At 58.5% G+C, this 24,529-nt stretch carries 18 protein-coding genes; 12 read left to right on the top strand and 6 right to left on the bottom strand.

The window, feature by feature from the left end:
• Positions 1 to 251: 251 nt before the first annotated feature.
• Both K227x_RS26210 and K227x_RS26205 read left to right on the top strand, forming a co-directional pair.
• Positions 252 to 722: a hypothetical protein gene (locus K227x_RS26210; protein WP_145174970.1), complete on the top strand. Its 471-nt coding sequence runs from the start codon at positions 252 to 254 to the stop codon at positions 720 to 722.
• Positions 719 to 1,705 (top strand): metal ABC transporter permease, encoded by a 987-nt coding sequence (locus K227x_RS26205; protein WP_145174967.1) that lies wholly within the window; start codon positions 719 to 721, stop codon positions 1,703 to 1,705. The genes K227x_RS26210 and K227x_RS26205 overlap by 4 nt, the downstream gene beginning before the upstream one ends.
• Before the next feature lie 409 nt (positions 1,706 to 2,114).
• Here K227x_RS26205 and K227x_RS26200 read toward each other — a convergent pair whose 3' ends face one another.
• A complete protein-coding gene (locus tag K227x_RS26200) occupies positions 2,115 to 3,818 on the bottom strand; it encodes an AI-2E family transporter (protein ID WP_145174964.1) in 1,704 nt (567 codons plus the stop codon).
• Between the two features lie 189 nt (positions 3,819 to 4,007).
• On the opposite strand from K227x_RS26200, the gene K227x_RS26195 reads away from it, so the two are divergent.
• A complete protein-coding gene (locus K227x_RS26195; RefSeq protein ID WP_145174961.1) occupies positions 4,008 to 5,186 on the top strand; it encodes a lysylphosphatidylglycerol synthase transmembrane domain-containing protein in 1,179 nt (392 codons plus the stop codon).
• Positions 5,187 to 5,337: 151 nt separating this feature from the next.
• Entirely contained in the window at positions 5,338 to 6,975 is a 1,638-nt protein-coding gene (locus K227x_RS26190) for a vWA domain-containing protein (RefSeq protein ID WP_145174958.1), read from the top strand.
• Between the two features lie 266 nt (positions 6,976 to 7,241).
• On the opposite strand, the gene K227x_RS26180 is transcribed toward K227x_RS26190, so the two are convergent.
• Positions 7,242 to 8,576: a replication-associated recombination protein A gene (locus tag K227x_RS26180; RefSeq protein ID WP_246146299.1), complete on the bottom strand. Its 1,335-nt coding sequence runs from the start codon at positions 8,574 to 8,576 to the stop codon at positions 7,242 to 7,244.
• Between K227x_RS26180 and K227x_RS26175 the strand changes: the two genes are divergently transcribed.
• The 4 genes from K227x_RS26175 (at position 8,564) to K227x_RS26160 (ending at position 13,722) form a co-directional block, all read left to right on the top strand.
• On the top strand, positions 8,564 to 9,139 hold the full coding sequence (locus K227x_RS26175; protein WP_145174955.1) for a hypothetical protein: 576 nt from the start codon (positions 8,564 to 8,566) through the stop codon (positions 9,137 to 9,139). The two genes, K227x_RS26180 and K227x_RS26175, sit on opposite strands and share 13 nt — an antisense overlap.
• Before the next feature lie 112 nt (positions 9,140 to 9,251).
• Complete coding sequence (gene ygfZ, locus K227x_RS26170; RefSeq protein ID WP_145174952.1) at positions 9,252 to 10,184, top strand: CAF17-like 4Fe-4S cluster assembly/insertion protein YgfZ; 933 nt, start codon at positions 9,252 to 9,254, stop codon at positions 10,182 to 10,184.
• A 47-nt stretch (positions 10,185 to 10,231) separates the two neighbouring features.
• Complete coding sequence (locus K227x_RS26165; protein ID WP_145174949.1) at positions 10,232 to 10,867, top strand: ECF-type sigma factor; 636 nt, start codon at positions 10,232 to 10,234, stop codon at positions 10,865 to 10,867.
• Positions 10,864 to 13,722 carry a serine/threonine-protein kinase gene (locus K227x_RS26160; protein WP_145174946.1) on the top strand — a complete coding sequence of 953 codons (2,859 nt, stop codon included), beginning with the start codon at positions 10,864 to 10,866 and terminating at the stop codon, positions 13,720 to 13,722. The genes K227x_RS26165 and K227x_RS26160 overlap by 4 nt, the downstream gene beginning before the upstream one ends.
• Here the strand turns inward: K227x_RS26160 and K227x_RS26155 are convergent.
• Positions 13,673 to 15,034 carry a class I SAM-dependent methyltransferase gene (locus K227x_RS26155; protein WP_145174943.1) on the bottom strand — a complete coding sequence of 454 codons (1,362 nt, stop codon included), beginning with the start codon at positions 15,032 to 15,034 and terminating at the stop codon, positions 13,673 to 13,675. The two genes, K227x_RS26160 and K227x_RS26155, sit on opposite strands and share 50 nt — an antisense overlap.
• A 212-nt stretch (positions 15,035 to 15,246) precedes the next feature.
• Between K227x_RS26155 and K227x_RS26150 the strand changes: the two genes are divergently transcribed.
• From K227x_RS26150 to K227x_RS26140, 3 genes are all read left to right on the top strand, one after another.
• A complete protein-coding gene (locus K227x_RS26150) occupies positions 15,247 to 16,023 on the top strand; it encodes a DUF6690 family protein (protein WP_145174940.1) in 777 nt (258 codons plus the stop codon).
• 267 nt (positions 16,024 to 16,290) lie between these two features.
• Entirely contained in the window at positions 16,291 to 16,512 is a 222-nt protein-coding gene (locus K227x_RS26145) for a DUF4339 domain-containing protein (protein WP_218933547.1), read from the top strand.
• 78 nt (positions 16,513 to 16,590) lie between these two features.
• Complete coding sequence (locus K227x_RS26140; protein WP_145174937.1) at positions 16,591 to 18,417, top strand: DUF4129 domain-containing protein; 1,827 nt, start codon at positions 16,591 to 16,593, stop codon at positions 18,415 to 18,417.
• On the opposite strand, the gene K227x_RS26135 is transcribed toward K227x_RS26140, so the two are convergent.
• The 3 genes from K227x_RS26135 to K227x_RS26125 form a co-directional block, all read right to left on the bottom strand.
• The gene (locus K227x_RS26135; protein ID WP_261343417.1) at positions 18,414 to 19,886 is read right to left on the bottom strand and encodes an L-serine ammonia-lyase; all 1,473 of its coding nucleotides are present in this window, start codon (positions 19,884 to 19,886) and stop codon (positions 18,414 to 18,416) included. The two genes, K227x_RS26140 and K227x_RS26135, sit on opposite strands and share 4 nt — an antisense overlap.
• Positions 19,887 to 19,950: 64 nt before the next feature.
• Positions 19,951 to 21,993, bottom strand: a complete 2,043-nt coding sequence (locus tag K227x_RS26130) for a LamG-like jellyroll fold domain-containing protein (protein WP_145174931.1) — start codon at positions 21,991 to 21,993, stop codon at positions 19,951 to 19,953.
• Between the two features lie 132 nt (positions 21,994 to 22,125).
• On the bottom strand, positions 22,126 to 22,812 hold the full coding sequence (locus K227x_RS26125) for a hypothetical protein (RefSeq protein ID WP_145174928.1): 687 nt from the start codon (positions 22,810 to 22,812) through the stop codon (positions 22,126 to 22,128).
• A gap of 470 nt (positions 22,813 to 23,282) precedes the next feature.
• On the opposite strand from K227x_RS26125, the gene K227x_RS26120 reads away from it, so the two are divergent.
• Positions 23,283 to 24,302, top strand: a complete 1,020-nt coding sequence (locus K227x_RS26120; protein WP_145174925.1) for an SDR family NAD(P)-dependent oxidoreductase — start codon at positions 23,283 to 23,285, stop codon at positions 24,300 to 24,302.
• Positions 24,303 to 24,529 lie beyond the last annotated feature (227 nt).

Below are 24,529 nucleotides of genomic sequence, written 5' to 3'. Positions count from 1 at the left end.
CGACCGTGTGATAAGTGGAACCGGATCACCGGTCGGGACCGTTTTGGAGCCCCAAGCGGCAAAGCATCGCAAATCGTTGAATGTCGTATGGGTCGCGTCGCCCGCAGATTCGTTGGATCAGCTAAGCTCGCTGACCTACGATTGTCACCGACTTGTACCCTAGAATAGTCGGCAGACCGTTTGATTGGCAACGAAGTTTCTCGGTGGTCTGTTTCTCGGTGGTCTGTTTCTGGCTGGACAAACTGATCTGCATGAATCCATCTGACCCGAACGAGTCTATGTTGCCCCCCGACTCTCCACCGCCGCCCGACCGAGCGTCGCTTTCGGATTCGCCAGCCCAGTCGTCGCCCGGGGAAATGCCGCCACAGAGCGACGTCGCCGACCCGGATTCCGGGACACTGGACGGTGACCTGGATGAATCGATTCGCGTCGGATCCCCCTTTGCCGGCGATCCGGTGCCGCTGCATCCGGTGGTCCAGCCGGTCGTCGACGTCAGTCCAATTCGGTACACCGCGATGGGCGCCGTGGCGGCGTCAGTGATGGTGGTCGGATTTGCAACGGCCGCGTTTTGGTGGTTCCCGGCGGGCGGAATCGTGGTCGCCGCACTGGGGTGCGTGCTGTCGATTTTTGGGATATTTTCCAGCTATCGACTGGCAGCGATGGGGCTGTTGGCGATTCATTTGTTTTTGTTCGTCGCAAATTATGGGCAGGTTTTGCAATGATCGCTGCGGCCTTGGTTTGGTCCACTATCGATACCTGGATTCTGTTGACCGCGTCGTTGGTCGCTGCATCGAGCGCGATCCCCGGATGTTTTCTGTTTCTGCGTAAACAGAGCATGATCGCCGATGCGTTGACTCACGCAGCCCTGCCTGGTGTCGTGGCGGCATTCGTTGTCGCCGGTTGGTTACAGGGGTTCGGGATCATCGACCAGGACGGCAGTTGGACGTTCCGCCAGAGTTTGATGTTTGGCGGTGCGATGACGGCGGGCTTGTTGACTGCGTTCTTGACCCAATGGGTGTCGCGGTCGGGATGGATTCGCGGCGACGCAGCGATGGGAGTCGTGTTCACCACTCTGTTCGCGATCGGTCTGATCATGTTGCGGCAGTTTGCGGATCAAAGCGATATCGACTTGGAATGTGTCCTGTACGGCCAACTGGACACGATCGGTCTGTCCGATGGTGTTCCGGCCGAAGCGATCACTTGTGCGTTGATGTTGGTGGTCAACTTGGTGCTGGTCACGGTGCTGTTCAAAGAACTGATGTTGACCACCTTTGATCCTGAATTGGCCGGGACCCTGGGGCTGCGGCCCGAGTGGATGCACTATGGATTGATGACCATCACCACCGCCACGATCGTCACCGCATTCGAGGTCGTCGGCAGCATTTTGGCGATCGGGATGTTGGTGATCCCGCCATCGACGGCGTTCTTCATCAGCCGTCGCCTGCGCCCGATGATCGCTGTTTCGATGTCTGTCGCCGTTTCTGCGTCTGTCTTGGGACACCTAGCGGCGATCACCCTGCCCGGCCCCATCACGTCTGCGCTAGGTTTGCCGTACGTCGAAAGCGTGACCACATCGGGAGCGATCGTGTTGGTCGCCGCTGCGCAACTGCTGATCGCAATGCTGATCGGTCCCGAACGAGGGATTTTGGTGGATCGGTACAGAGCCACTCGAACCCCCGCTGGCGAAGCGGTCCCGGTGAACTAAGGCTGCGTTTGGATTTGTTGAGATGACGAAGGGGAGAGCGAGGAGAAGGGATAGAGGGGGAGAAGGAATAGAGGGGGAGAAGGAATAGAGGGGGAGAAGGAATAGAGGGGAGAAAGAGTTCGAGTTCGAGTTTAAGTTCGAGTTTAAGTTGGGTGCTGCATGACAGTTGGAAACTTAAACTCGAACTCGAACTTGAACTCGAACTTTTCCCGACCCCGACCCCGCTACGGCGTTCCGGAACCCGGTCGTTGCGTGACGAAACCGAGGCTATTCGCCTAAACGGCTCATCAACTCGGCAAATTCTTGACGACTTCCGCCACGCCTTTTGCCTCAGCGTTCAGTTCCGGCGGAATACTCGCAAGCGACCGCAGCAAAGCGGACCTTGGTTCTTCTCGCTTGGTGCGGGGGTCTAATCCGTGCGGGTTTGATTCTCGGCGGCTTCGAACACATCCGCCTCGGGATCCAATCCCGATCCTGATTCGATCGCCGCTCGGGCGTCGCGGCCGGCCAATTCATGGTTCAAGATTTCTAGCAGCGTCTGCAGAAAGACGACGACCATTGGACCGACCAGAATTCCGATCGGACCAAACACTTTGACGCCACCGAGCACGCTAAGCAGTGCGAATAATGGGTGCAGCGTCGATCGGCCGTGCAGCACGTACATCTTGATGACGTTGTCGATCGATGAAACGACCGTGGCGCCATAGATGGCCAAGATCGCTGCTGCGGTCCATCGCTGTTCGACCGCGCCCAGGTAGATCGCACATGGCACCCACACCGATGCGGCACCGAGGAAAGGCACCAAGGCCATCATCGACGTGATCAGAAACAGCAGGATGATCGATTCGAATCCGAAGAACCAAAATGCGATGGCGGCCAACACGCCTTGCACCAACGCGCTCAGGACGCTGGCCAACACAACCGCTCGGCTGGTTCGATCGAACTCCAGCAACAGTTGGGCTTCGTATTTGTCGTCCAGCGGACTCAGTCGCATCAGGGTGCGGATCATCGCCGCGCCGTCGATCAGAAAGAAGTAGACCGCGATCACCAGGACGGCCAATCCGACCAGCACTTGAATCAGGTAACTGCCGGTGGCGCTGGTGATGGAGACAAAACGAGGCTGGAGGGTTTCGCGGGCCCGTTGCAGCAGCTTTTTCAGGTCTTCGGCGCTGGGGTTGGCAAGAAGACGCACCTGGCTGGTGAAGGTGCCACCGAGTTTGGCTTTCATCCAAGTGCGAATGGCCGCCGTCGCTTTCAAACTTCCCTGATGGAATTCCTCTTCCGCATCCAGTTGGCTGACCAGTCCTTCGGGCGACTCGACATCGTGTTTGGTCTGGACCGAACCGGCGAATTCATCCAGGCGGTCCTTGGCCACCTCGGCGAACGGTTCGGCGGTGACTGGCCCGGCGACTTCGGATTGCAAGTACTCAACCAGCGTGTACGCCTCTTTGACGTCTGACAGCACCTGCTTGGGATCTTCGCCTTGGTCCAGCGAATCGCTTAGTTCGTCCAATCGGCGGAATTGTTCGGCATGTGGCAGCGAGATGCCCAGTTGTTCGCGGCCACGATCCAGTGCCTCGGTCAAGTCTTTGAAATTCACCTGGCTGACCATCGCGGTGAACTGGCTGGTCGCGACCGAAACGATCAGGATCAACGGCATCAGCACGATGGCAAGTACCAGCGATGTGGTCGCCAGCGCGGCAGTTCGAGGTTTCCGGCCGGTGTGTTGAAAGATCCAGTGATGGACGGGACGGAAAATGACCACCAACAACGCGGCCAGAAACAGCGGCACAAAGAAACCGGCCATCACTTTGTAGAACAAGGCGCCGACCGCTATGATCCCCAAAATCAGCATCACGACGGATAGGATACGCGCCAGCGACGGGAGTCCGGGATCCCGCGACGCGGTGCCCGCGGCTTGACCACTGTCGGTCGGGCTGGTCGGATCTTTCGTCAGCGGTTGAGTTTCAGCTTGCTGAGTTTCAGCTTGCTGAGTTTCGGGCGACTGCGGGGCGGCCGGATCGCTGCCTTTGGCTTCGCCCCCAGAGTTTGGCTGACGGCCCGATGAGTTTGGTTGGCGGTCCGATTTGCTTTTGCGTCGACGGTTGGTCATGCAGTATCCAAGATGCAGTGTTGGATCAATCGAAATCGGTGATCATGTGGAGGTGGAACACGGTTGGTCGGGGATTGTGGACGATTCACGCGGCATTGACCAGTCATTCCCCTTGCCGCCGCCCTGCCCTTCACCGCCAACCCTACCCTTTGTCGACGCCCCGCTCCTTTGCACCGAAAGAAAACCAACGTGATCGACAAGCCGATTCGAAATGATTCCGGTGCGGACGCAGACGAAGTCGACGCCAGCGGTCCAGTCGGTGTTCAGGATAACCGAGTCGGTGGACGCAAGAGATGGATGGCGGTGGCCAAGCTGGTGATCCTGGTCGTGGTCGTGATTGGCCTGGCGTTGGCATTTCGATCGGCTGCCCAGCAGTGGAGTGCGGAAACGGCCAAGATCGATTTGGCGATCGATGAACTGCAGTCGCAAGCTGACGTCGAAACCGATCCAGCGGTCCAGCGGGAATTGCAGCAACAGCAGGCCGCGCTGAATGCCAGCCGGCCTCACCCGGCCAATCTGAATTTGGCTTGGTTGTCCGTCGCTGCTTGGTTGTATGCCCTTGGCTTGCTGCCATCTGGGATGTTGCTCCACCGCGCCGTGCATGCCTTGGGTGGGCATCCGAAACGGTCAACGGCGATCATCGCCCAATCTTTGGGGCATGTTGGAAAGTACGTTCCCGGCAAAGCGATGGTGGTGGTGCTGCGTGGCGGCGTCCTGGCTCGCGATGGTGTTCGGCCGCTGACATCAACGATCAGCGTCTTCCTGGAAACGTTCCTGATGATGGCGGTGGGGGCGGTGGTGGCAGCGATCGCAACGGCCGAGGCACCGGTGCCAAAGTGGATCACGATCACGGCGCTCGTCACGGCGCTGCTTGCTGGTATCCCTACCCTGCCACCGATTTTGCGCTGGATCGCAGCCCGCGTCGGCGGCGTCGACAAACAGCGAGTGGATGAACAGATCGGATGGTCGCTGTTCTTTGCCGGATGGGGTTGGTCGTTGTTGTCGTGGCTATTGATCGGTGGATCTTTCACGGCGTTGATCATGGCGGTCCCGACGGCGGATCCGGTGCCCTCGCTGATTCAGTTGTTTCCGATCGCGACCGCTGCGATCAGTTTGGCGATGGTCGTTGGGTTCGCTTCGCTATTGCCTGGTGGGGCGGGAGTTCGCGAGTTGGTTTTGGCATCGGTGTTGGGCATTGTGATCAGCCCCGCCCACGGTCTGCTTTCGGCGATCGCCGCGCGAGTGCTGTTCATCTTGGTCGAAGCGGCGATGGCGTTTGTGTGTTGGGTTTGGATTCGCCGACACCCCGTGGCCGCAATTTCGCTGGATCGGACGGCCGCCCCGGCGGTGTCGCTGTCGGCGGAGTAATTTTTCGCGAGTCCGGCTGATTTCATCGAGTGGACGCAATACCACTTGCCCTATGATGGGGGGGCGTTGCGTTCCGGATGGCGTTTGGCCGGCCGGTTCGGCGACGCGTTCTTCGTTGGCAATGACGACTGCCTGATGCTGGACGAATCTGATGAACGACGATCCGAATGAATTGCGGCGGATATTGGAACTGCAGCTGGTCAAGGTCCGCAGCGAGGCGTCGGCCGCCAAGCTGAATGCCAGGGCTGCCGAGATCCAGATGATGTTGCGGCGACTCGGCCACGGACCCGCCGCAGATACGGTCGGCGGATCCCCATCCCCCGATTCGTTCGTGCCAGAGCCGTCCATCCCGGACTTCCCTGCCCCGGATTCACTCGCCCCGGATTCACTCGCCCCGGATTCGCGTTCGCCTGCGATGCGGCGTTGGGATCCGTGTCACGAACCGCGACCGAAGGGGCCGGCCAATCCGCCGACCACTTTCGCGGACTGGGGATCGGTCCGGTCCGCACAGACCAACGGTCACAGCCGGGCGCGAGCGAAGTCGGATGCGGAAACCGATCGCCCACGAAACACTCCTGCCGCAGCGGACCGTTCGGTAGAGAACTCTCCGCCGACTAGCATTGCCAACCGAACACGCCGCGAACCTTCGCGACCGATCACACGCCGTGATGGCCAGCACAGCCGCGTTGGTAGGCCGCGGATGATGGATCAAAGTCGGCACTCTCCTTTGCCTCAGTCGCCCGTCGACGGGGGATCCGCATCCCAAGCACGCAATCGAAACGTTCAGGCCGGCGATTCGAAGATCAAAAAAAACGATGTCGGCGGTCTGCCGGGCATCGAACCGTTGGTGACACAGGACGATGACGACAAGGCGAATCGGCGCAGACGTCCGGCGGCGTGGTTCGTCAGTGCGATTGCACACGTCGGCATTCTGATCTTGTTGGCCGGGATCGGATTGCAGACCCGCATCCCCAAAGACCAGGTCGCCCTATCGGCCTCGGTCACATCGGCGGATCAGGAGGTGATTGAGACGGTCGAAATTGAAACCAGCCAAGCGATGCCATCGTCCACGGTTTCCGATCCGGTGCCGAATGAGACTCAGCACGATCTGAGTCCGGTTGGTGAATTGGTCGCAAGTGAATTTTCGCCGGATGCATTGCCCACACCACCAACTGCGATGGTGTCGACGCTTTCCAGTTCGGCGGCTGGTTCCACCTTGGGCCGGTCGATGAATTCAGCCGGTGCCAAGAAGATGACGTTTTGTGGCGTGGAAGGTGGCGGGAACCATTTTGTGTACATGGTCGATAGTTCCGAAAGCATGAAAAGCGGTTTTGATTCGGCGATCACCGCACTGTTGGGGTCCATCGATCTGCTGACACCCGATCAACGGTTCTATGTCATCATTTTCGATCGCCAGCCGGATTACATGCGGATTAGCGATCCGAGTGTTGACGAACCGCGAAGCGTCTTTGCAACCGACGCGAACAAGCGAGCGTTGAAGCGGTGGGTTCGCCAAGTTGGTCGCGGACCCGGATGGGCGCCGTATGATCCAACCCGGTTTGCGTTGAAGCTGCGACCCGATGTGATCTTCCTGCTCTCCGACGGCGAGTTCTCGCAGAAGTTCGAAGACATGTTGGCCGAAGAAAACGTCGTGACCAATTTGTTCGGTGATCGCAAGCCGATCAGCATCATCCACACCATCGCCTACCACAGCAAAGTCGGCGAGGCTGGGATGCGGCGAATCGCCAATCGTCACAATGGCCAGTTCCGTTACGTACCCAAACCATAGAACGATGTCAGTGGAGCTAACGCGGGGACCGGGAATCCGTCAGTCGGGATGGGGGATGGTGCGTTAGGAAGAGAGTACGAGTACGAGTTCAAGTTCAAGTTCGAGTTCGAGTTCGAGTTCGAGTTCGAGTTCGAGTTCAAGTTCAAGTTCAAGTTCAAGTTCAAGTTCAAGTTTCGTGCCAGCAACGCTAGGGCCCCACCGTCAACTTAAACTCGAACTTAAACTCGAACTCGAACTTCTTCTTCTTCGACTCCCCTTCGCGAATCCTAATCTTCCGAACCGTCGCTTCTTTTCAATATTTGTTTGATCTTGTCCATCCGCGTTTTCAGTTCGGCTTCGAATCCGCGATCCACCGGGACATAATACGAACGGTCCACGCCCAAGTAATCCTGTGCCGCAATCCCGTCTTCGGCATTGTGAGAGTACTGGTAACCCTCGCCGTGTCCCAGCTTTTCCGCTCCGCCGTAATGAGCGTCTCGCAAATGTTTGGGGACCGGGATGATTTTGTTTTCGCGGACATCTCGCCGCGCCGACGTGATCGCGACCGTGGCGGCATTGCTTTTGGGAGCCAGTGCCAAGTAGGCGACGGTTTGGCTAAGGGTTAGTTGCGCCTCGGGCAATCCAACGAACTCGCACGCCTGCATTGCGGCAACCGCGATCGGCAACGCTTGCGGATCCGCGTTACCGATATCTTCGCTGGCCAAGATGACCAGTCGTCGACACAGGAATCGAATGTCCTCGCCGCCTTCTAGCATGCGGGCCAACCAATAGACTCCGGCATCCGCATCGCTGCCTCGGATGCTTTTGATCATGGCGCTGGTCAGGTTGTAATGGTCGTCGCCACCGGCATCGTATCCGCCCAAACGACTTCCCAGCGATTCCTTCACCACGTCACGCGTGACTGATCCGTCTGCTGAACTGCGGACCGCGATCTCGAGCGCCGAAAGAGCCCGCCGGGCATCGCCTTCGCAGGCTTGCGACAGATAGGTGATGGCATCGTCATCGACCGTCACCGACGTGCCGCCCAAACCGCGATTCGAATCGGCCAAAGCCCGGCGGATCAAGCCTTCGATGTCTTCGGGCGATAGCGATTCCAACTGGAACAACTGGCTGCGGCTCAGCAGCGCGCCGTTGACGGCAAAGTAGGGATTGCTGGTCGTGGCGCCGATCAGCGATACGACACCGGATTCCACGTCCGGCAGCAGTGCGTCCTGTTGGCTTTTGCTGAACCGATGGATTTCATCGATAAACAGCAGTGGTCTTGGCCCCCCCGATGCGATCAGGTCGCCGGCCCAGGCCAGTACCTCGCGAACGTCTTTCACGCCGCTGGATACGGCGCTCAACGTACGCAGTTGGCTGCCGGTTTCGATGGCCAACAGGTGAGCCAGAGTGGTTTTACCGGTGCCGGGTGGTCCCGAAAAAATCACACTTCCCAAACGTCCGGCGTCGATCATTCGCCGCAGCAGTTTGCCTTCGCCCAGGATGTGTTGTTGGCCGACGTATTCGGTCAGCCGCTGGGGACGCATGCGTGCAGCCAGCGGTTGGGCGCTGGCAAGGTTGTCGGCTTCGGCATCGTCGAACAACGAAGGTGGCTGATTCACTGCTGGTATCCCTGATGTGCGGCCGATGGCCAGCTTCAAGAGTCAAGATCGGAAAGGACCGATCGTCAGGGTATCGCTTCGCAGTGTTGGAGTTAACCGCCGGACGGATCCAGCGGATCGATGACCACAGCGTTTCGCGGGCCAGCGTTTTCAATTGCGGTTTGCCGTTTTCTGTGGCCGTCGACCTTTCGACCGGGACACTACGGCCGTCGGTGCCGGAAAACTACTCGGGCTGGGCAATCGATTCGGGGTTCCGCGATCGGCAGGAATCGGATGATTCGGCAGACACCGTGGCGGCGTTCTGCTGTGCTACCCGATGTTGCTGGTCGCATAGGTTGCGGATCAGCCAGGGCAGCGGATTCGAAGCCGGTTTGGATTCGTTCACCGTTGATTGGGCGGATCCGGAGCTGTCGTTGGTGCTAGCCGCCACGCTGCCGGTAGGTGGATGGATCGCGGCGGGCACAGTTTGGGTCGTTTCGGCCATGACGAGCGATCTGTTAGGAAAGGGATGTTTCGAAAGAACAATGTCGATTGGCTATATCAGAACGCGGACTCGCGGGTAAATACCCGCATGGCAGTTCCCGGTGGGGGATCCATGGCGGTGTCTTCTATGGCACATAATGGCGTTGATCCCGCCATCTGCAAGTCGCTTGCCTAAGCTGGTATCCTCCGGGAATGAAATCAACCGCAATCTATCGCCTCGGACAACTGTCCATCGTCGACGTCACCGGTGCCGACGCCGCTGCCATCGTGCATAACGTCACCACGAACGAGGTCAAAAAATTGGCCGTTGGTGAGGGTCGCGAGACGTTCATCACGGATGTTCGCGGCAAGACTTTGGCGCACGGCTTTTTGTATCGTCACGAGGATGCGTTTCGCTTGATCGCTTCGTCAGGAGTTTCGGCCGTCTATGCCGCGCACCTGGATCGTTACACGATTCGTGAAGACGCCGTGCCGCAGATTCGGGACGAACAATTCGTGGTTTTTGCCGTGCCTAGCGCTTCGGCGGTCGATCTTGGGATCCAACCGGGTGGCGATGATGCCCTGGGAAAGATCCAATCGTGGTCTGCCAAGTGGGGTGATACCGACGTTGTTGTGTATCAGAATCGTTGGCTCGGCGAGGGAACGCTGGCGGTGCTGGTTTCCAGCGACGATTTGCCATCGATCGAGCAGTGGATCGCAGCCAACGATGTTGCTGTGGGCGGAATGGACGACTTTCACCAGCAGCGTGTGGCGGTTGGTTTTCCCTGGTACGGTTTGGACCTTACCGACGCCAATTTGCCTCAAGAAGCCGACCGGGATGATCTGGCCGTTTCCTTCACCAAAGGGTGCTACCTTGGTCAAGAAACCGTCGCTCGCTTAGACGCGCTGGGGCAAGTCCAGAAAAAACTGGTACGTTGGTCCATCCAGGGCACCATCCCAACGGCCGGGGCAACCGTCGATGCAGCGGGAAAAACCGTGGGGCGTCTGACCAGCATTGCTAGAATAGAGCCCCAGGGTGACCAGGCTGCTGCGATTGGGTTCGCACGGCGGAGTCACTTTGAACCCGGCGCGGTGGCGGACGGCGACGGATTTCAAGCGACGGTGATCGGCGCGGCCGAGGCCTAATTTCGGCTCTTGTCCTCTTCATCTCTTCTTCTAAACCGACGGCGGACATGGACGATTCATCCCAAGCATTTGCACAACTGCTTGCCAAAGTTCGCGACGGGGACGAGCAGGCCACGGCGCAGATGTGGGAGTCCTACTTTCAGCAGCTGGTGCGCATCGCAGCCAAGCGGTTGCCGGCCAACCTGCGACGCAGCGGTGACGAGGAAGACATTGCCCTGTCGGCGTTTCACAGCTTCATCGCAGGCATCCGCCGTGATCAGTTCCCGGACCTTAGCGGCCCCGAGAATCTGTGGGGGCTGCTGATCACGTTGACCAGCCGAAAATCGCAGGCTCACCTGCGTCGCCAAACCCGACAAAAACGCGGTGGTGGATCGGTCCGCGGCGAATCGGTGTTCCTGAACCATGCTGGCGAACTGCGATCCGGTGGGATCGGCGGTGTGACCGGCGATGAAGTCGCCGCAGACATCCGCGCCGAACTGGCCGAAGCCTGTGACGTGCTGCTGGATCAACTGGATGACGAACAATTGAAACAGATTGCCATCATGCGGATGGACGGGTACCTGGTCGACGAGATCGCAACCCGTTTGGAAGTCAGCAAGCGAGCGGTCGAACGCCGTCTGCAACTGATTCGTAAAATCTGGGCCGAACAAGTCGATACATCGGACAACGAGGCCGAAGCGTGAGCCTGGATAAATTACCCGCAGCGGAATTGGCCAGGATCGATTCGGTCTGTTTACAGTACGAATCGGAATTGCGACGAGGGTCCAGCCCATCGATCGATTCGTTGGTTTCGCGACACGGTGGTCTGAATTCGGATCTGCTGCGCCACGAACTGGAACTGGTCCACGACGAACTGGAACGTGATCGACGCTATCGCGAAGAAGCGAGTCCGATTTTTGGTTCAGGTCAAGCAGACAGTTTTGGCCAAGGGTTGGCCGAAGAAAGTCACGATGCTGCCACCATCATCGGCCCATTGCCGGGGGCTGGCGTCCCATCGGTCACACGCGGAACCGCCGGGATCGACGATGCTGCTGTCTCGGGCGCAGGAAGCTCGGGATCGTCTTCTCGTTCGCTATCGCCCAACGTTGCCCCGCGGCTGGCGCTTCCCGATGTTGGATCGCTGGTCGGCCCCTACCGAATCGAAGGCACATTAGGGCGTGGCGGAATGGGCGTCGTCCTGCGGGCGTCCGATGGACGGTTGGGACGGACTGTCGCGATCAAAATGCTGGCCGTCGAAGCCGCTAGCCGACGTGATTTGAATGAGCGGTTTCAGCGCGAAGCACGGGCGGTTGCTGGCATCAGCCACCCCAACATCGTGGAACTCTTTGACGTCGGTATGCACGGGGGGATGCCCTATGCCGTGATGGAACATCTAAGCGGCGAATCGATGGACCAACGGCTGGCGCGAAAGCCGCTGTCGTTGGACGAAACTTACCAATTCGGCGCACAAATCGCCGCGGCACTGGACGCCGCACATGGCGGTGGTGTTGTCCACCGGGATCTGAAACCACACAACATCATGTTGGTTGGCGGTTCGGCGTCGCGATCCGAGGCTGCATCCGATTCCGACGATGGCGATGACGGAAAACCATCCACGATCGTCAAACTGTTCGATTTTGGGCTGTCGCGGGTCCCGCCGTCGGCGCTGGAACCAGACGCCGAAGAGACTCGCGAGGGAATGATCCTGGGCACACCCGGCTACATGGCGCCCGAACAGGCACGCGGGGAACCCGTCACCCCGGCGGCCGACATCTTTTCATTGGGGTGCATCCTCTATGAAGCTTTCTATGGCCGTCACGCATTCCAAGGGACGACCAAGGCCGCTCGATTGACATCGACGGTGAACCAAACGCCGCCGATCGACGCGGTCCGCCGACGCGATGCACCGGATCTTGCGGATCTGATCGACCAGTGTCTCGAAAAGGATCCACAGAAACGGCCCGCATCGGCTGCGGTCATCGCACAACAATTACGGCAAGACCACATTTCGTACCACTCCGGCATCATGGGGAAGTCCTCGGGCCGCGATTCGAAATCGACCCTCTCTGTCGTCCGGCGTTGGGGATTGGTTGCCGCAGTCCTGCTGGCTGTCGTGGGGGCATTCGCCCTTTGGAAACGGTCCGTCGCCGGAGTCGCCGGGCTAAGCGATGTCGATTCGTTGGCTGTGTTGTCGTTCGTGGATTTGTCGGACGCCGACGACCGCGATCCCGCCGATGATCCCAATCAAGCGGGGGCGATGGTCGGCCCACCGGTCGGTGACAGGCCGTTGCACCGGGGCGAAGAACTTTCAGTGCTATTGGTCCACGAACTATCGCGAATGTCCAGCGTTCGTGTGCCTCGGTTTCGGCCACTGCGTGCCGAATCGCCCGAGGAACTTCGGCGTCTGGGGAAACAGCTAGAAGTCGACGCGTTGTTAAGCGGGACCATTCAAACGGTTCGCCAGGGCGACCAACCGATCATCGAATTGGATCTGCAGCTGACATCTTCGAAAACCGGCAATCAGATTTGGGGACGAAAGATCACCCGGCAAGTCGGCGAGAACTTTCTGGAACAGTCTCGATTGGCCACCGAGGTCGCGGCGGTCATCGGTCAAAGTCTGACTTCGACGGCGGCCGAGTCGGCGCCACCAACGACCGAATCGTTTCGCTGCTTGGTCGATGGCGAGGCCCGGTCGGACCCCGACAGTCTTAGTGGGTTGTCGATGGCGCTGCGGTGTTTCCAAAAGGCACATGAAGTGGATCCCCAGTTTGTCGATCCGCTTGCTGGGATTGCGCTGACCTCCATTACCTTGGCCGGCCAGTCGTCGATGGATGCCACTCCCGAATTGGTGCGTCAGGCGACAGTGAAGGCCGAAGAGGCGCTTCAGCGTGACCCGACATCGATCGATGCACGGCTAGCGATGGCCATGTTGGATTGGCAAACCCTGGGGCGGTACGCACGGGCCGAACGAACGTTTCGTGAACTGGCCACCGTGGCGCCCTACCGTTGGCAGGTCCAGCATCAGTACGGGTTGTTGCAATTGGCGTTGGGCCAGCAAAACGATGCAATCCGCACGCTGCGGGAAGCGTCCCTGCTGAATTCGATGTCGATGATCGTGAAAGTCGACCGGGCTCGAGCGATTTGGTTCGCTGGCGATGTGGATGGGGCGATCCGAGATGCCAAGTACTTGGTGGGCCGATTTGATTCACACCCGCTGGCCCGCGGATTGTTGGTGGACATCTACGAATCGCAGGGGCGATTTGCCGAAGCGGCCGCGCTCCATGATTCGTTTGAAGTGGCCGACGACATCACTGCCGCCGATTATTATCCCCAGCGAAAAACACGACTGGCCGAACTGCCCTATGGCCCGTTCGGCGAACAGTCCAATCTTGCGATCTGGCAAGTTCGTGCGGAATCCAAAATCGATGATGTGGAAGTGGCTACTTGGGTCGATCCGATGCCGCCAATGATGTCTCTGTTGATTGCAGCGCATCCAAGTTTCGAGGTTGTCAAAGACTTGCCGCACGCGGTAGAGGTTCTGCCGCCTGCCATGCAGTAGTGATCGCGGCATAGACGCGCCCGCCCGAACGCCCGATCCACAGGGTCACCGGCGTGTCGCCCGTCGACCGATATCGCCGCGATAACATGTTGGGGTCATGGTCGGTGCCGCGAACCTTGATGGTTTCGGGGTACATGTTCCGGCTACGAAGTTCACGGCGAAGTTTGCGATCGTCCGCGGAACCGGACCACACCACTTGGCCCACCACCGCCAAGTTGGGGACCGCTAGGTTGGCACCGGCCCCGTTCACGCTATCTCGGTTCGCATCATCCGGTGGCGGCGACGTGCTGGTTGCCGATTCGTCCGCCTTGGGTGGATCGTCACAGGTCAGGAACCCGGACGGTTTGCCAAGCAGTCGGATCCCATGTCGATTGGCGTACGCGATCGTCAATCCCGCCGCGCGGATCGACGCATCGGGATCGATCATGTAACCACCTGGGTTGGTGTCTGTTTTCCACAGCTGGGCGGTTTGTTCAGGCAGGTCAACGACCTCGTCCGCGTGGGCGACGAAACGCACCCAGGATCCGTCGTGGCGAACTCGGTAGGCCGAACGTCCGTTGTCAGGTAGGTCGGCCTGGTCGATCGCGTCGCCACAGATCAGCGACTGCTCTCGCACGCTGCCGGACAATGAAATCCACGATCGATGCCATGACGCCATGGTTGCGGTCAACGACGAATTCGGGCCACCGGCGGCCACCGGCGCCAGTTTGATGATGGACGCAGGTTGCCGCTGGACGATGCCCAGAACGTCGGTCCAGGCTGGCTGGTATTCGTCCGGATCGGTTGTGCGTTTGCCGGATCCACGTCGATCGGGATCGATGTGCACTGCTGATTTGGGATCGATCGGAATCCGGCATGCGTCATCACAGCAAACATCCGATGCGGTCGAAGCTTCGCTTGGCTCGGCGGTGGCCTGTATCTGTTTCAGGTTGGCGTGTGCCATCGATGCTGTGATTCGATCTTGATCGACACCCAGCACCCTGCCTCGCCTAGCCAATTCCATGGTGTCGCCGCCGACGCCGCAACACAGATCGACGACGTCTCGGTTGCCCAACCAGGCCGCTTTCAGCCGCGCCACCTGCCAGGGTGTCGCTTGTTGCAGCGATTTTTCGGATACCCACCAATGGCCTTCGCCAAACTTGGCGCGGGCTTTCGTCTGCAGCTGCGCAGAAGAGATCACCGCATGCGCGACATCTTCACCGAGTTGCTGTCGCATTCGGGCGATCGTCGATGCATTGGCGTTTTCTCCGTTGCCAACGGACTGCGACCATTGGGCGAGGACGTCGCGGTAGTGATCAAAGGGGACAAGCAAGTGGATGTTCTAGAAAGCGATGCGATGGAAGACGGATGTCGGTTTGCAACGGTGTTGCGACCCGGCCGGATTGTAATTGATGACTCGATCATAGGGACAAGGGGGGGGCCAAGCGGATCGGTCAACGCCCGCATCCACCGCCCGCCGATATTTGACAACGGGTTGGTCCCTGTTGGATCCCTTCCGTATTTTCGCTTCCGGTCACGTTCGCCATGATTTCACGATTGCAAACCGCGGCGCTACTAGCCGCCGCCGCAGGAGGACCGTACGTGGCATCTGAAACCCAGTGGGGACAGGATGCCATGGGCGTGATCGGTGGCGCATCGACGGTGTCTTATCAGGGCGAGGGAGCGATTTCGGTCACCGGTGCCGCGCATGCCCACCACGAAGTCGAAGGACTTCGCAACGTCAACTCACAGCGGTATCGATTCGACGAAGACATGGCTCGCAAGTTAGGCGCGATCCCCGCTGACCCTGCCGCCGTGCCCCAATTGGCGATGGTAGGGGTGACCGATCTGCGCGAAGTGATCCGGTTCGACATCACACCGCAGTGGGTGATCGGACGCTTCGCTCGCGTCAGTACGGTGTTGGCGGATCTGAATCTAGAAGGGTTGCGAGTTCCCGTCGTCACCGGAACTCGCGCCGATGATCTGGCAGGAACGTTGACCTACTATTTTGATCAGAAGAGTACGTTGCAGCGGGTCACCTTTCACGGTTTCACGGGCGATCCAAACAAACTGGTTTACGCCGCGACATCGCATTATGGGCTGGCCGCTGAACCGACTTTGGAAGCCGGCGTTTACACCAAACGTTGGAACGGCAAGCCAGTGCACTTCTTGCGACTGACGCACGCGCCTGTCGTTTACTCGGATGCCGTTCATCAAAAGTACACGGTCTTCATGGAACTGAACCAACCCAGTTTGCACTATGGGATCAGCGCCGAGGCCAAGCGGATCGTGGATGCCGACCGGCACAGCGGTCGTTGGTAGGGGCGCGTGCACGCACAGGGCGGTCGCTGAAAACGAGAAAGTCGTTGAATTCAACCGACATCCCCCATCGACATCGGTGATCAGGAATCTTGGCAAATCCCATTGGTGAACCGACAAAATACGCTGTTCGGCGGTATTTTGTCGATGAAGCCTAGCACGGGCTGGCATCGCCACGCTAAGGTGTGGGGTGGGCAAACACTTGGTGGGTGGTTGTATTTCACGATCGATCCCAACCATCGCCGCCCCTCGTTCGTTGGGAGAAGAGTGATGAAAACCGGATGGTACTACATGGCCAGCGGCTGGATCCGTAAAGGTCGTCGTGTGGGGCCGATCTCGGAAAGCGACCTGCTGCTGCGGATTGATCGCGGTCAAATCGGTCCCGAAACGTTGCTGCAAAGTAGCAAAACGAAGGGGAAATGGATCCCGATGAACAAGATCGGTCCTGCCATGGAACGGTGGAGATCACTTCACCCCGAGAATCAAGAGTAACCGGTCATCGATACGCCTCGCACCAAAACGGCGTCGGACTACGCCGCGATCGCGGTGGCGCCCGTGTTGATCTTCTTGATGATCAGCAGCCTTGCCAATTTCTTCATGCTGGTGCTCTACCACGGCAGCTACCCTGCCCGTGTGTCTTGGACGCTATTGATGTTCACCATGGGCGTCGTTGCGATCGCCCGGGTCGCGATCGAAAAAGATCGCGCCTATTCCATGGGCTACGCGGGCGTCCTCGGCCTAGTCACGTTTGTGTCGATGTTGCGGTTCGTCGATTCGCCGATCTTTTCGGCCGTGATCCTGGTGGTGATTGCCGTGCTGGCCGATCGGATCGTCCGCGACTGCACTTTGATCGATGATGACGTGGATGCCAGCGGGCAAGGTTTGATCGACTCGGGACGGTTGTTTGTTCGCAAGCAGATCAAGCCGACTGAACCACCGGACGAATCATCCGCTGATTCGATCACCGATCAGCCGCCACAGAACTCCGGTGCATCGCGGCGTACAAATGCTCATCAGCCGGGACGCACGGTGATGTACCTGGCTTTGGCGGCGCTGCCACTGTTCGGTCTAGGGCAGTTCTTTCTGCGCTCGGATCCCGAAACCTGGGCGCGAGCACAGAAATTGTTGGCGTTCTATTTGTTCGCCAGCCTTTCGTTATTGGTCACCACTAGTTTTCTAGGTTTGCGGCGGTATTTGCGACAGCGAAAAGTTGAAATGCCTGCCGATGTGACGGTCGCATGGTTGGCCGGCGGTGTCGCCATGATCGCGTTGATCTTGTTCATCGCTTTTATGGCACCGGTACCGGGACGATTGATCGCATCGATCGAACTTCCTGAATTCCTCGATTCGCCAGACGACACCGTTGCCAGCAAAAGTGGCTGGGGCGACGAGGCGGCTGATAAGACAAGCGAAAATGCTGCGTCGACATCCGGTGATCCCGACGCGGCCGAAAAGGAAGTCCAGGACATCGCCGCGGGCAAGGACGCGCCGGCCGGCGACGTGGGCACGGGCCAGCGAAAAGACGGGCCAGCAGGCGACCAGAAAGGTAAGTCCCCCGATGCCTCTGGACCCTCGGATGCCAAGTCTTCGGAATCAAAGGACGCCCCGTCTGGAAAACAAGAATCAAACAGCTCGGACAGCAAGCAGGAAAGCAAAGGCGATTCCGGTGATGCGAAGTCGTCGCCAAGCGAATCGCAGCAAAACGATTCCCAACCAAGCCAGGATGCGAAGTCCGAATCCGGCGAATCACCCGCCAATGAAGACCAAGCGGCGTCGAATGAAAGCGATGCCAAACAGGATCGCAGCCCGCAAGCAGACAAGAATGATGCCAACGATGCTGGGTCGACCAAACAGGGGTCTTCGTCGGCTGCCAAGTCGAACCCGTTGCGGTCGGTCGCCAACGCGATGCCCGGAATATCAAGTCTGTTGAAGTTCATCATCTTTTTGGCGTTGGTGGCGATCGTCGTCGCCTTTGTTTGGATGCACCGCCATGCGATCGGTCTGTGGTGGGCAAATTGGTTCCAACCCAAGGCCGATGACGGGCAACCGTCGTTCGATGAATTCTTGGCGCAGGAAAACAGCGTACCGCTGCGTTCGTTCGCATCCTTTTCGAACCCGATCGGTCGCGAACAAGATCCTCGCCGAGTGATCGTGATCACCTTCGCAGCCTGGGAAGCCTATTGTCGTGAACAGGGAATCCAGCGGTCGCGTGAAGAAACCCCCAATGAATTTCTGCGACGGGCAACGGCGAGCCAGGGCGACGCTTCGACCGGACTTCTATCGGCTCACGCGGTTAGGTTGGTCGAAGCCTACAACCGGATTCTGTACGGCCGCGGAAAAGCGACTGACCGCGATGTTGCTGCCGCTAGCGAACTATGGCGATCGATGACGGGTTAACATTCGCTTAGGTTGACGGCCAGTCCGCCGCGTGACGTTTCTTTGTAACGCGTCGACATGTCGGCGCCGGTGCGTTTCATCACTCGGATTACTCGGTCCAGCGATACAAAGTGCTTGCCATCGCCACGCAATGCTAATCGGCTTGCATTGATCGCCTTGACCGCGCCCATCGCGTTGCGTTCGATGCAGGGAATTTGGACGAGTCCTTTGATCGGGTCGCAGGTCAGACCAAGGTTGTGTTCCATCCCGATTTCCGCTGCCTCTTCGACTTGGTGTGGCGTCCCACCCAAGGCTTCCGTTAGAGCCCCCGCCGCCATCGAACAGGCCACACCGACTTCGCCCTGGCATCCCACTTCGGCACCCGAGATCGACGCGTTGCGTTTGTACAGTGACCCGATCACCGACGCGGTTAGCAAGAATCGCTCGATCGTGTCCGGTGTCACTCCATCACAGAATCGTTCTAAGTAGTGCAGGACCGCGGGGATGATTCCGGCGGCACCGTTCGTTGGCGCCGTCACCACCCTGCCGCCCGCCGCGTTCTCTTCGTTCACTGCCAATGCAAATAGGTCCACCCAGTCCAAGATGGACATCGGATCGCGAATGATCGATTCGGCGTTCTGCGTCAGCGACTGGTGCAGAGCCGGTGCACGCCGCTGGATGTTCAACCCGCCCGGTAAAATTCCTTCGGTTCGGCAACCACGTTGGACGCATTCTTGCATCGCTTGCCAGATTCGCCGCAGGCCATCACTCGTCTCTTCGGCCGGTCGCAGCGCTTGTTCATTGGCACGCGAAAGATCGCTGATCGAAATTTGGTGTTGGTCGGTCAGTTCCAGCAATTCGCGGGCTGACGAAAATGGATACGGAACACGAACCGTATCCTGGGCTGGAACGGACATCGCGATCGAAACCGCGTGTGCGTGTTGACCCCCGGGAAGCCCGGCTGCCCCGTCGTCGGATGCGTCTTCGTCGGTGACCACAGCTGGGATGACAAAGCCGCCGCCGATCGAAAAGTAGATGGATTGGTGCGCCGGGGCATCGGCATCCTGGTCGCAAAACGCTTGGAAACGGATCCCGTTGGGATGCGCATCCAGACGAATCTTGCGATTGAAGATCAAGTCAGACTTTTCGGCGAATGGGATCTGTCGATCGCCCGCCAATTCGATCTTTCCAGAATCACGAATCCGACTTAGTTTTTCGGCAATCGAATCGGGATCGATTTGGTCGGGGACTTCGCCGCGAAGCCCCATCAACACGGCAACGTCGGTCGCGTGGCCAATGCCGGTCAACGCCAGCGACCCGTACAGGTCCACACGGACTCGCTGAACCGTTTCGGTCAGATTTCGATCGGCCAGTTCGTCCAAGAACATCGCTGCGGCACGCATCGGACCCACCGAATGCGAACTGGACGGTCCGATCCCAATTTTGAACAGATCAAAGACGCCATAGTATGGCAGTTCTGGATTTTCCAACGCGTGTTCTCTGGTCGGTGAATGGGGGGCGTGTCTAGCGATGGATCGGATGCCCCACCGACGTTCAGTCCGCCAACGAAGCTTTCGCATCGGATAGCTTAGCAAGCTCGGATTGGGTCAACGAGCGCTGCCAAATGGAAACCTCGTCGATCCATCCATCAAAGTTGCGGCCAACGCCATTGCGGTGACCGCCAATGATCAGACCGCCAAATTCGCTGGTTGGACCAGGGATCGGCAGTGGATGCCGAGCCACGCGTTCACCGTTCAGAAACAGTGATAGAGATTGTGAATCAAACGTGAACGCGACATGGTTCCATTGGTCCATCAATCGATCGCGATCGACCAACGTGTCAAACGGCCCCTGCGAGATCGCCGTGGGAGCCGCTTCGGGCAGCGAGCCCGGTTGCAAGGTTGATGTGAACAGCTGCAAATTCACTTGGTCGGCGGTGTCCGCGGATCGCAGGCCAAGCGATAGGCTCCATGCCCCGCGATTCTCTGGTTGGCCCTCGGCTGTGCTTTCCAGCAGGAACGACCGCGACGACGAATCGTGCGCCGGCAGGCTTGTCGGTTTGAACCACAGCGACACCGAATACGCAGCCGAGTTATCGTCTAAGAAACTTCGCGGAACGTTCAGGTATTGTTGTTGGTCGCGATGCAGCCGGACTGCCCCACCAATGATGCCACTGTCTCTTTTCAACGTCGCGCCGTGAACGGGGGCCGCATCGATACGATCCCCAAGTTTCGACTGATTGGTGAAGTCGTCGTCCAACGGCCAATGGGCACGTGGTCCGTCGACAGCGCCCCGGTCCGTCGCGGCCGTCATTTGGTTTTTCGCAATGGTGACCGTGCGGTTGATGACGCCGCCGGGCTGACGAAACTGGACAATCAGTTTCGCGGACTCGTCCGTTTCTTCGGCCGTCATGGTCAGAAACTGCCACCCTTCGACCAGCGACCACTGCAGCGATGGATGGTAGACGTCCAGTTCGGTGATCGTTCGAGTGTGTCCCGGTGAAATCACAAAATCGTGAAGGTCATAGCCGACACGCTGCGGGTGCATCAGATGCCGTGCGACGTGGATGTCGCCGCCAAGCAGAACCACGCCGTCAATGTTTTCTGATTTCACAATGTCCAGCAGCGCGTCGCGCTCGTACCAGTACGTAAACATGTCGTCGGTTTCTGTATTCTTCTTGTCCTGCCAGATCGCTCCCATCGCCAGCACTTTGAAGGGGGCTTTGGATTGGCGCAGACCCGTTAACAGCCACTCCCATTGATCGGCACCGAAGCAGGTGGGTTTCGAAGGATCGACTGGCGATGGCTCGGTTTGCGAGAAGTAGCGTGGGTCCAGCAGGAAGACTTCGATCATTCCCAAATCCACCTTGTGGTAGACCCCTTCGCGTCCGTTGCCGTATTGCGAGTGGGCGCGGTAGTCCACGAAGCCCTTTCGCGTATTCGGTTTGCCTTCTAGCAGGTTGCGGCCATTGCCGTTGTTGCGACCAAAATCGTGGTCATCCCACGTGCCCACCATCGGCGTGTGCGCCGCCAACGACGCCAAATCCGGCTGCTGAAGAAATTGCCGATGCTTCTGACGCACCGTTTTCAGATCCGACTTGTCGATGTACGGCGTGTCACCCATCAGGAAGGCGGTGTCGACGTCCAACGCGTCCATTTCTGGCCAGATTCCGTTGGGTTCGATATCAACACAGGAAACGAAGCTGATCGATACCCGGTTGTCTTTGCGTGCCGGACTGGCCGTCGTGAAATGATGGGCTGAATCAGCCGGCACTAACATCGTCGGTGACGGACCGAGTTCGTCGATCTGGTAGTGATAGGTCGTGGCCGGTTGCAGTCCGGTGACTTCAAACTTCGCCACAAAGTCGTCGTCCGGCTTGGTCGATGCGGGCACCGTTGCCACCGTCTGTCCATCTTGCACAACGGACAGTCGCAGTTTGGTTTGGCTCGCCCGTGGTCGATACAGCACATGCGCCGACGTGGACTCGACCGTGCCAACGATAGGACCCACCACATCGTCGGCGACCGCGGCGCCAGTGACCCCGCCGACCACCAACAGCCACGCGAAACAGCCAACGTATCCACATCGCAACATCATTGAACTCGTAACAGGAGATTGGGGGAGCGGTTGGGTTGATGCGATTTCGTGCTGGAATGCGCCGGTAATTTCCCCGGTTTGATGTCTTCGCTGTGCGCGGATGTCAAGCAGAAGTTAGGGCAACCCCTCACGCTAGCGGCGCGATCGCCAGCGACGCCAACCTAGTCCTGCCAACACCATCACGAGTGCCGAAGCCGACTGCGGTTCGGGAATCGCCGTCGTTGTGATGCTCGTGATCCGGGCATCAACGGAGTATTGAAATTCTTGTAAGAAATTCTCTGCCGAGAGGGTGACGGTGGCCACTTCGAAATCAGCTAGGTCTAACTGTGTCGGCAGCACGTCCGCATTGAATGCGGTTCCGTCCAAGTCAGTAAGGTTTACCTGCAGGTCGACATAGTCAACGCCGGTCAGGATCAAAGTCGAGGGTGTCGTGTCACCGGATGCGAAGAATTCGATGCTATCGGCGCCGTTGCCGGGACTCTCATCAGCGATGCTGACGTCGAAGAAGAACTCGGTCGAGAAAAATCCGCTCGACGAGTCGCTCCCGATCATGAAGTTCCGGCTGATCGGATCCCCATCATAGAGGCCTCTTGAAGGGTCCGGATCCATATCCGGCAAATTGGTTTCATATTGGATTAGTCCTTTTAAGGGATCTCCCAATTGAATGCTTCCGCCCAAAATTCCAATCGGGTCGTAAATATTTTCGACCGTCGCTACGACGCTAAATCGAACCGACGGCGCGGCTTCGCTGCGATGGGGCAGCGACAGCGCGATGATGCTGGCAACCAACGCGATATTGGCAGATCGTACGATGTTCATGATTCCAGGCCTTCAACTTCGCTCGTCATATCAAACGTCGATCGCGCAACCTGACGACCAACGCCGAGGGAATCCCCCTCGCGGGGGCTTCATGCTATGGCCCGACCTCGGGGAAGTCAATTCGACGCTCGGCACCGAGTTCGGACTGTAGGACCCCGACGGCGATTTCCTCTGGCGGTACGTCTCACCTGACGGTGCCGATGTCACGTTCAAATCAATCGGCCGATCGTATTCCGTTTTCAAGTTTGCGCAGTCTTGATAGACGGGCGTTGGCTGCAGCAGATGGCTAGGAATGCATCCGGAAGCGGGGATCACTTCGGGAAAATGTCGCGATTTTGCTGAGGCCCGGAATCGAAAAAACACAGGTGTCCTTCGAGACGACAAAGGCTTCGCCCTACTGCTTCCTTTTCTTCGTCTAGCAAGGATCTTGACCCTGTCGTTATGGCCCGCTATTTGCTTTCGCAAAGGGCATGAATAATCTGTCGAAACTCATGCTTACCGTCGGCGGCAGTTATGCCGCTCTGCAACTCGCTCGCACTGTGGTACGCCGTGGTCGTAACTTCGACTGGCGATACAAACGCGTCGTGATCACCGGCGGTTCACGCGGCTTGGGTTTGGTGATTGCCCGGCAGCTTGCCGACCAGGGTGCTCGCTTGGCGATCTGTGCTCGCGACGAGGGTGGCCTGCGAAAGGCGGAGGCCGAGCTTCGGCATCTTGGAGCCGAGGTCATCAGCCAACCATGTGATGTTCGAAGTCCCAAGCAGGTTGCAGAGTTCATCGATCGCGTCACCCGTCAGTTCGACGGAGTCGACGTTCTGATCAATGTCGCTGGCATCATCACCGTCGGACCACTGGAGTCCATGACAGTGGACGACTTTCGCGATTCGATGGACACCAATTGCTTCGGGGCATTGCACACTGCAATGAATGTTCTGCCGTGGATGAGGGAACAAGGCTGGGGCCGCATCGTCAATGTCGCATCGATTGGCGGCAAACGATCTGTGCCCCACATGCTGCCTTATGCGACAAGCAAGTTTGCGTTGGTCGGTCTATCAAACGGAATGCGAGCGGAATTGAAACAACACAACATTTTCGTCACCACGGCCTGTCCGGGTTTGATGCGGACGGGAAGTCCTCGCAACGCAATCTTCAAAGGACAGCATCGAGACGAGTACGCTTGGTTCAGCATTGGTGATTCATTGCCCGTCTTTTCGATGAACGCCGAACAAGCGGCCAAGCAGATTTTACAGGCCTGCCGGCACGGTCGCGGGGATCTGTTCGTCCACAGTCCGCTGAATATCTCGGTCATGTTGCAACAGTTGTTTCCTGAGATCACCCAAGAAATTCTTTCGCTCGCTGCTGCTGTCTTGCCAACCATGGGAGGCATCGGGCGTGATGCCGCCAAGGGACATCAAAGCGAATCAGCATGGTCGCCCTCTGTGCTCACCACGCTTACGCAACGGGCGGCTGCGGCCAACAATCAATTTTAAACCGATCGGAGAAGCCAGATGCTGCCTTCCACCAACCAACGAGTCGCTCAGCACACAAGTGAAGAAATATACTCGCGAATTGCTAAGGAAACGCGAGACCGCATCACGTACTTTTCAACCAGATCGCCACGAGAGATAAGTCGACAAGCGATCAATCAGTGTCGCGATCAAAGTCGTCTCGCCCCCGCCGCGCAGCGGTTTGCGGGGGAGAGAGAGTACAGAGAGGG

Origin of the sequence: Rubripirellula lacrimiformis (genome assembly GCF_007741535.1) — a bacterium.
In the GTDB taxonomy this organism is placed as follows: Bacteria; Planctomycetota; Planctomycetia; order Pirellulales; family Pirellulaceae; genus Rubripirellula; species Rubripirellula lacrimiformis.
The sequence above is the reverse complement of the archived record's forward strand: the minus strand, read 5'-3'. Positions and strand labels throughout refer to the sequence as shown.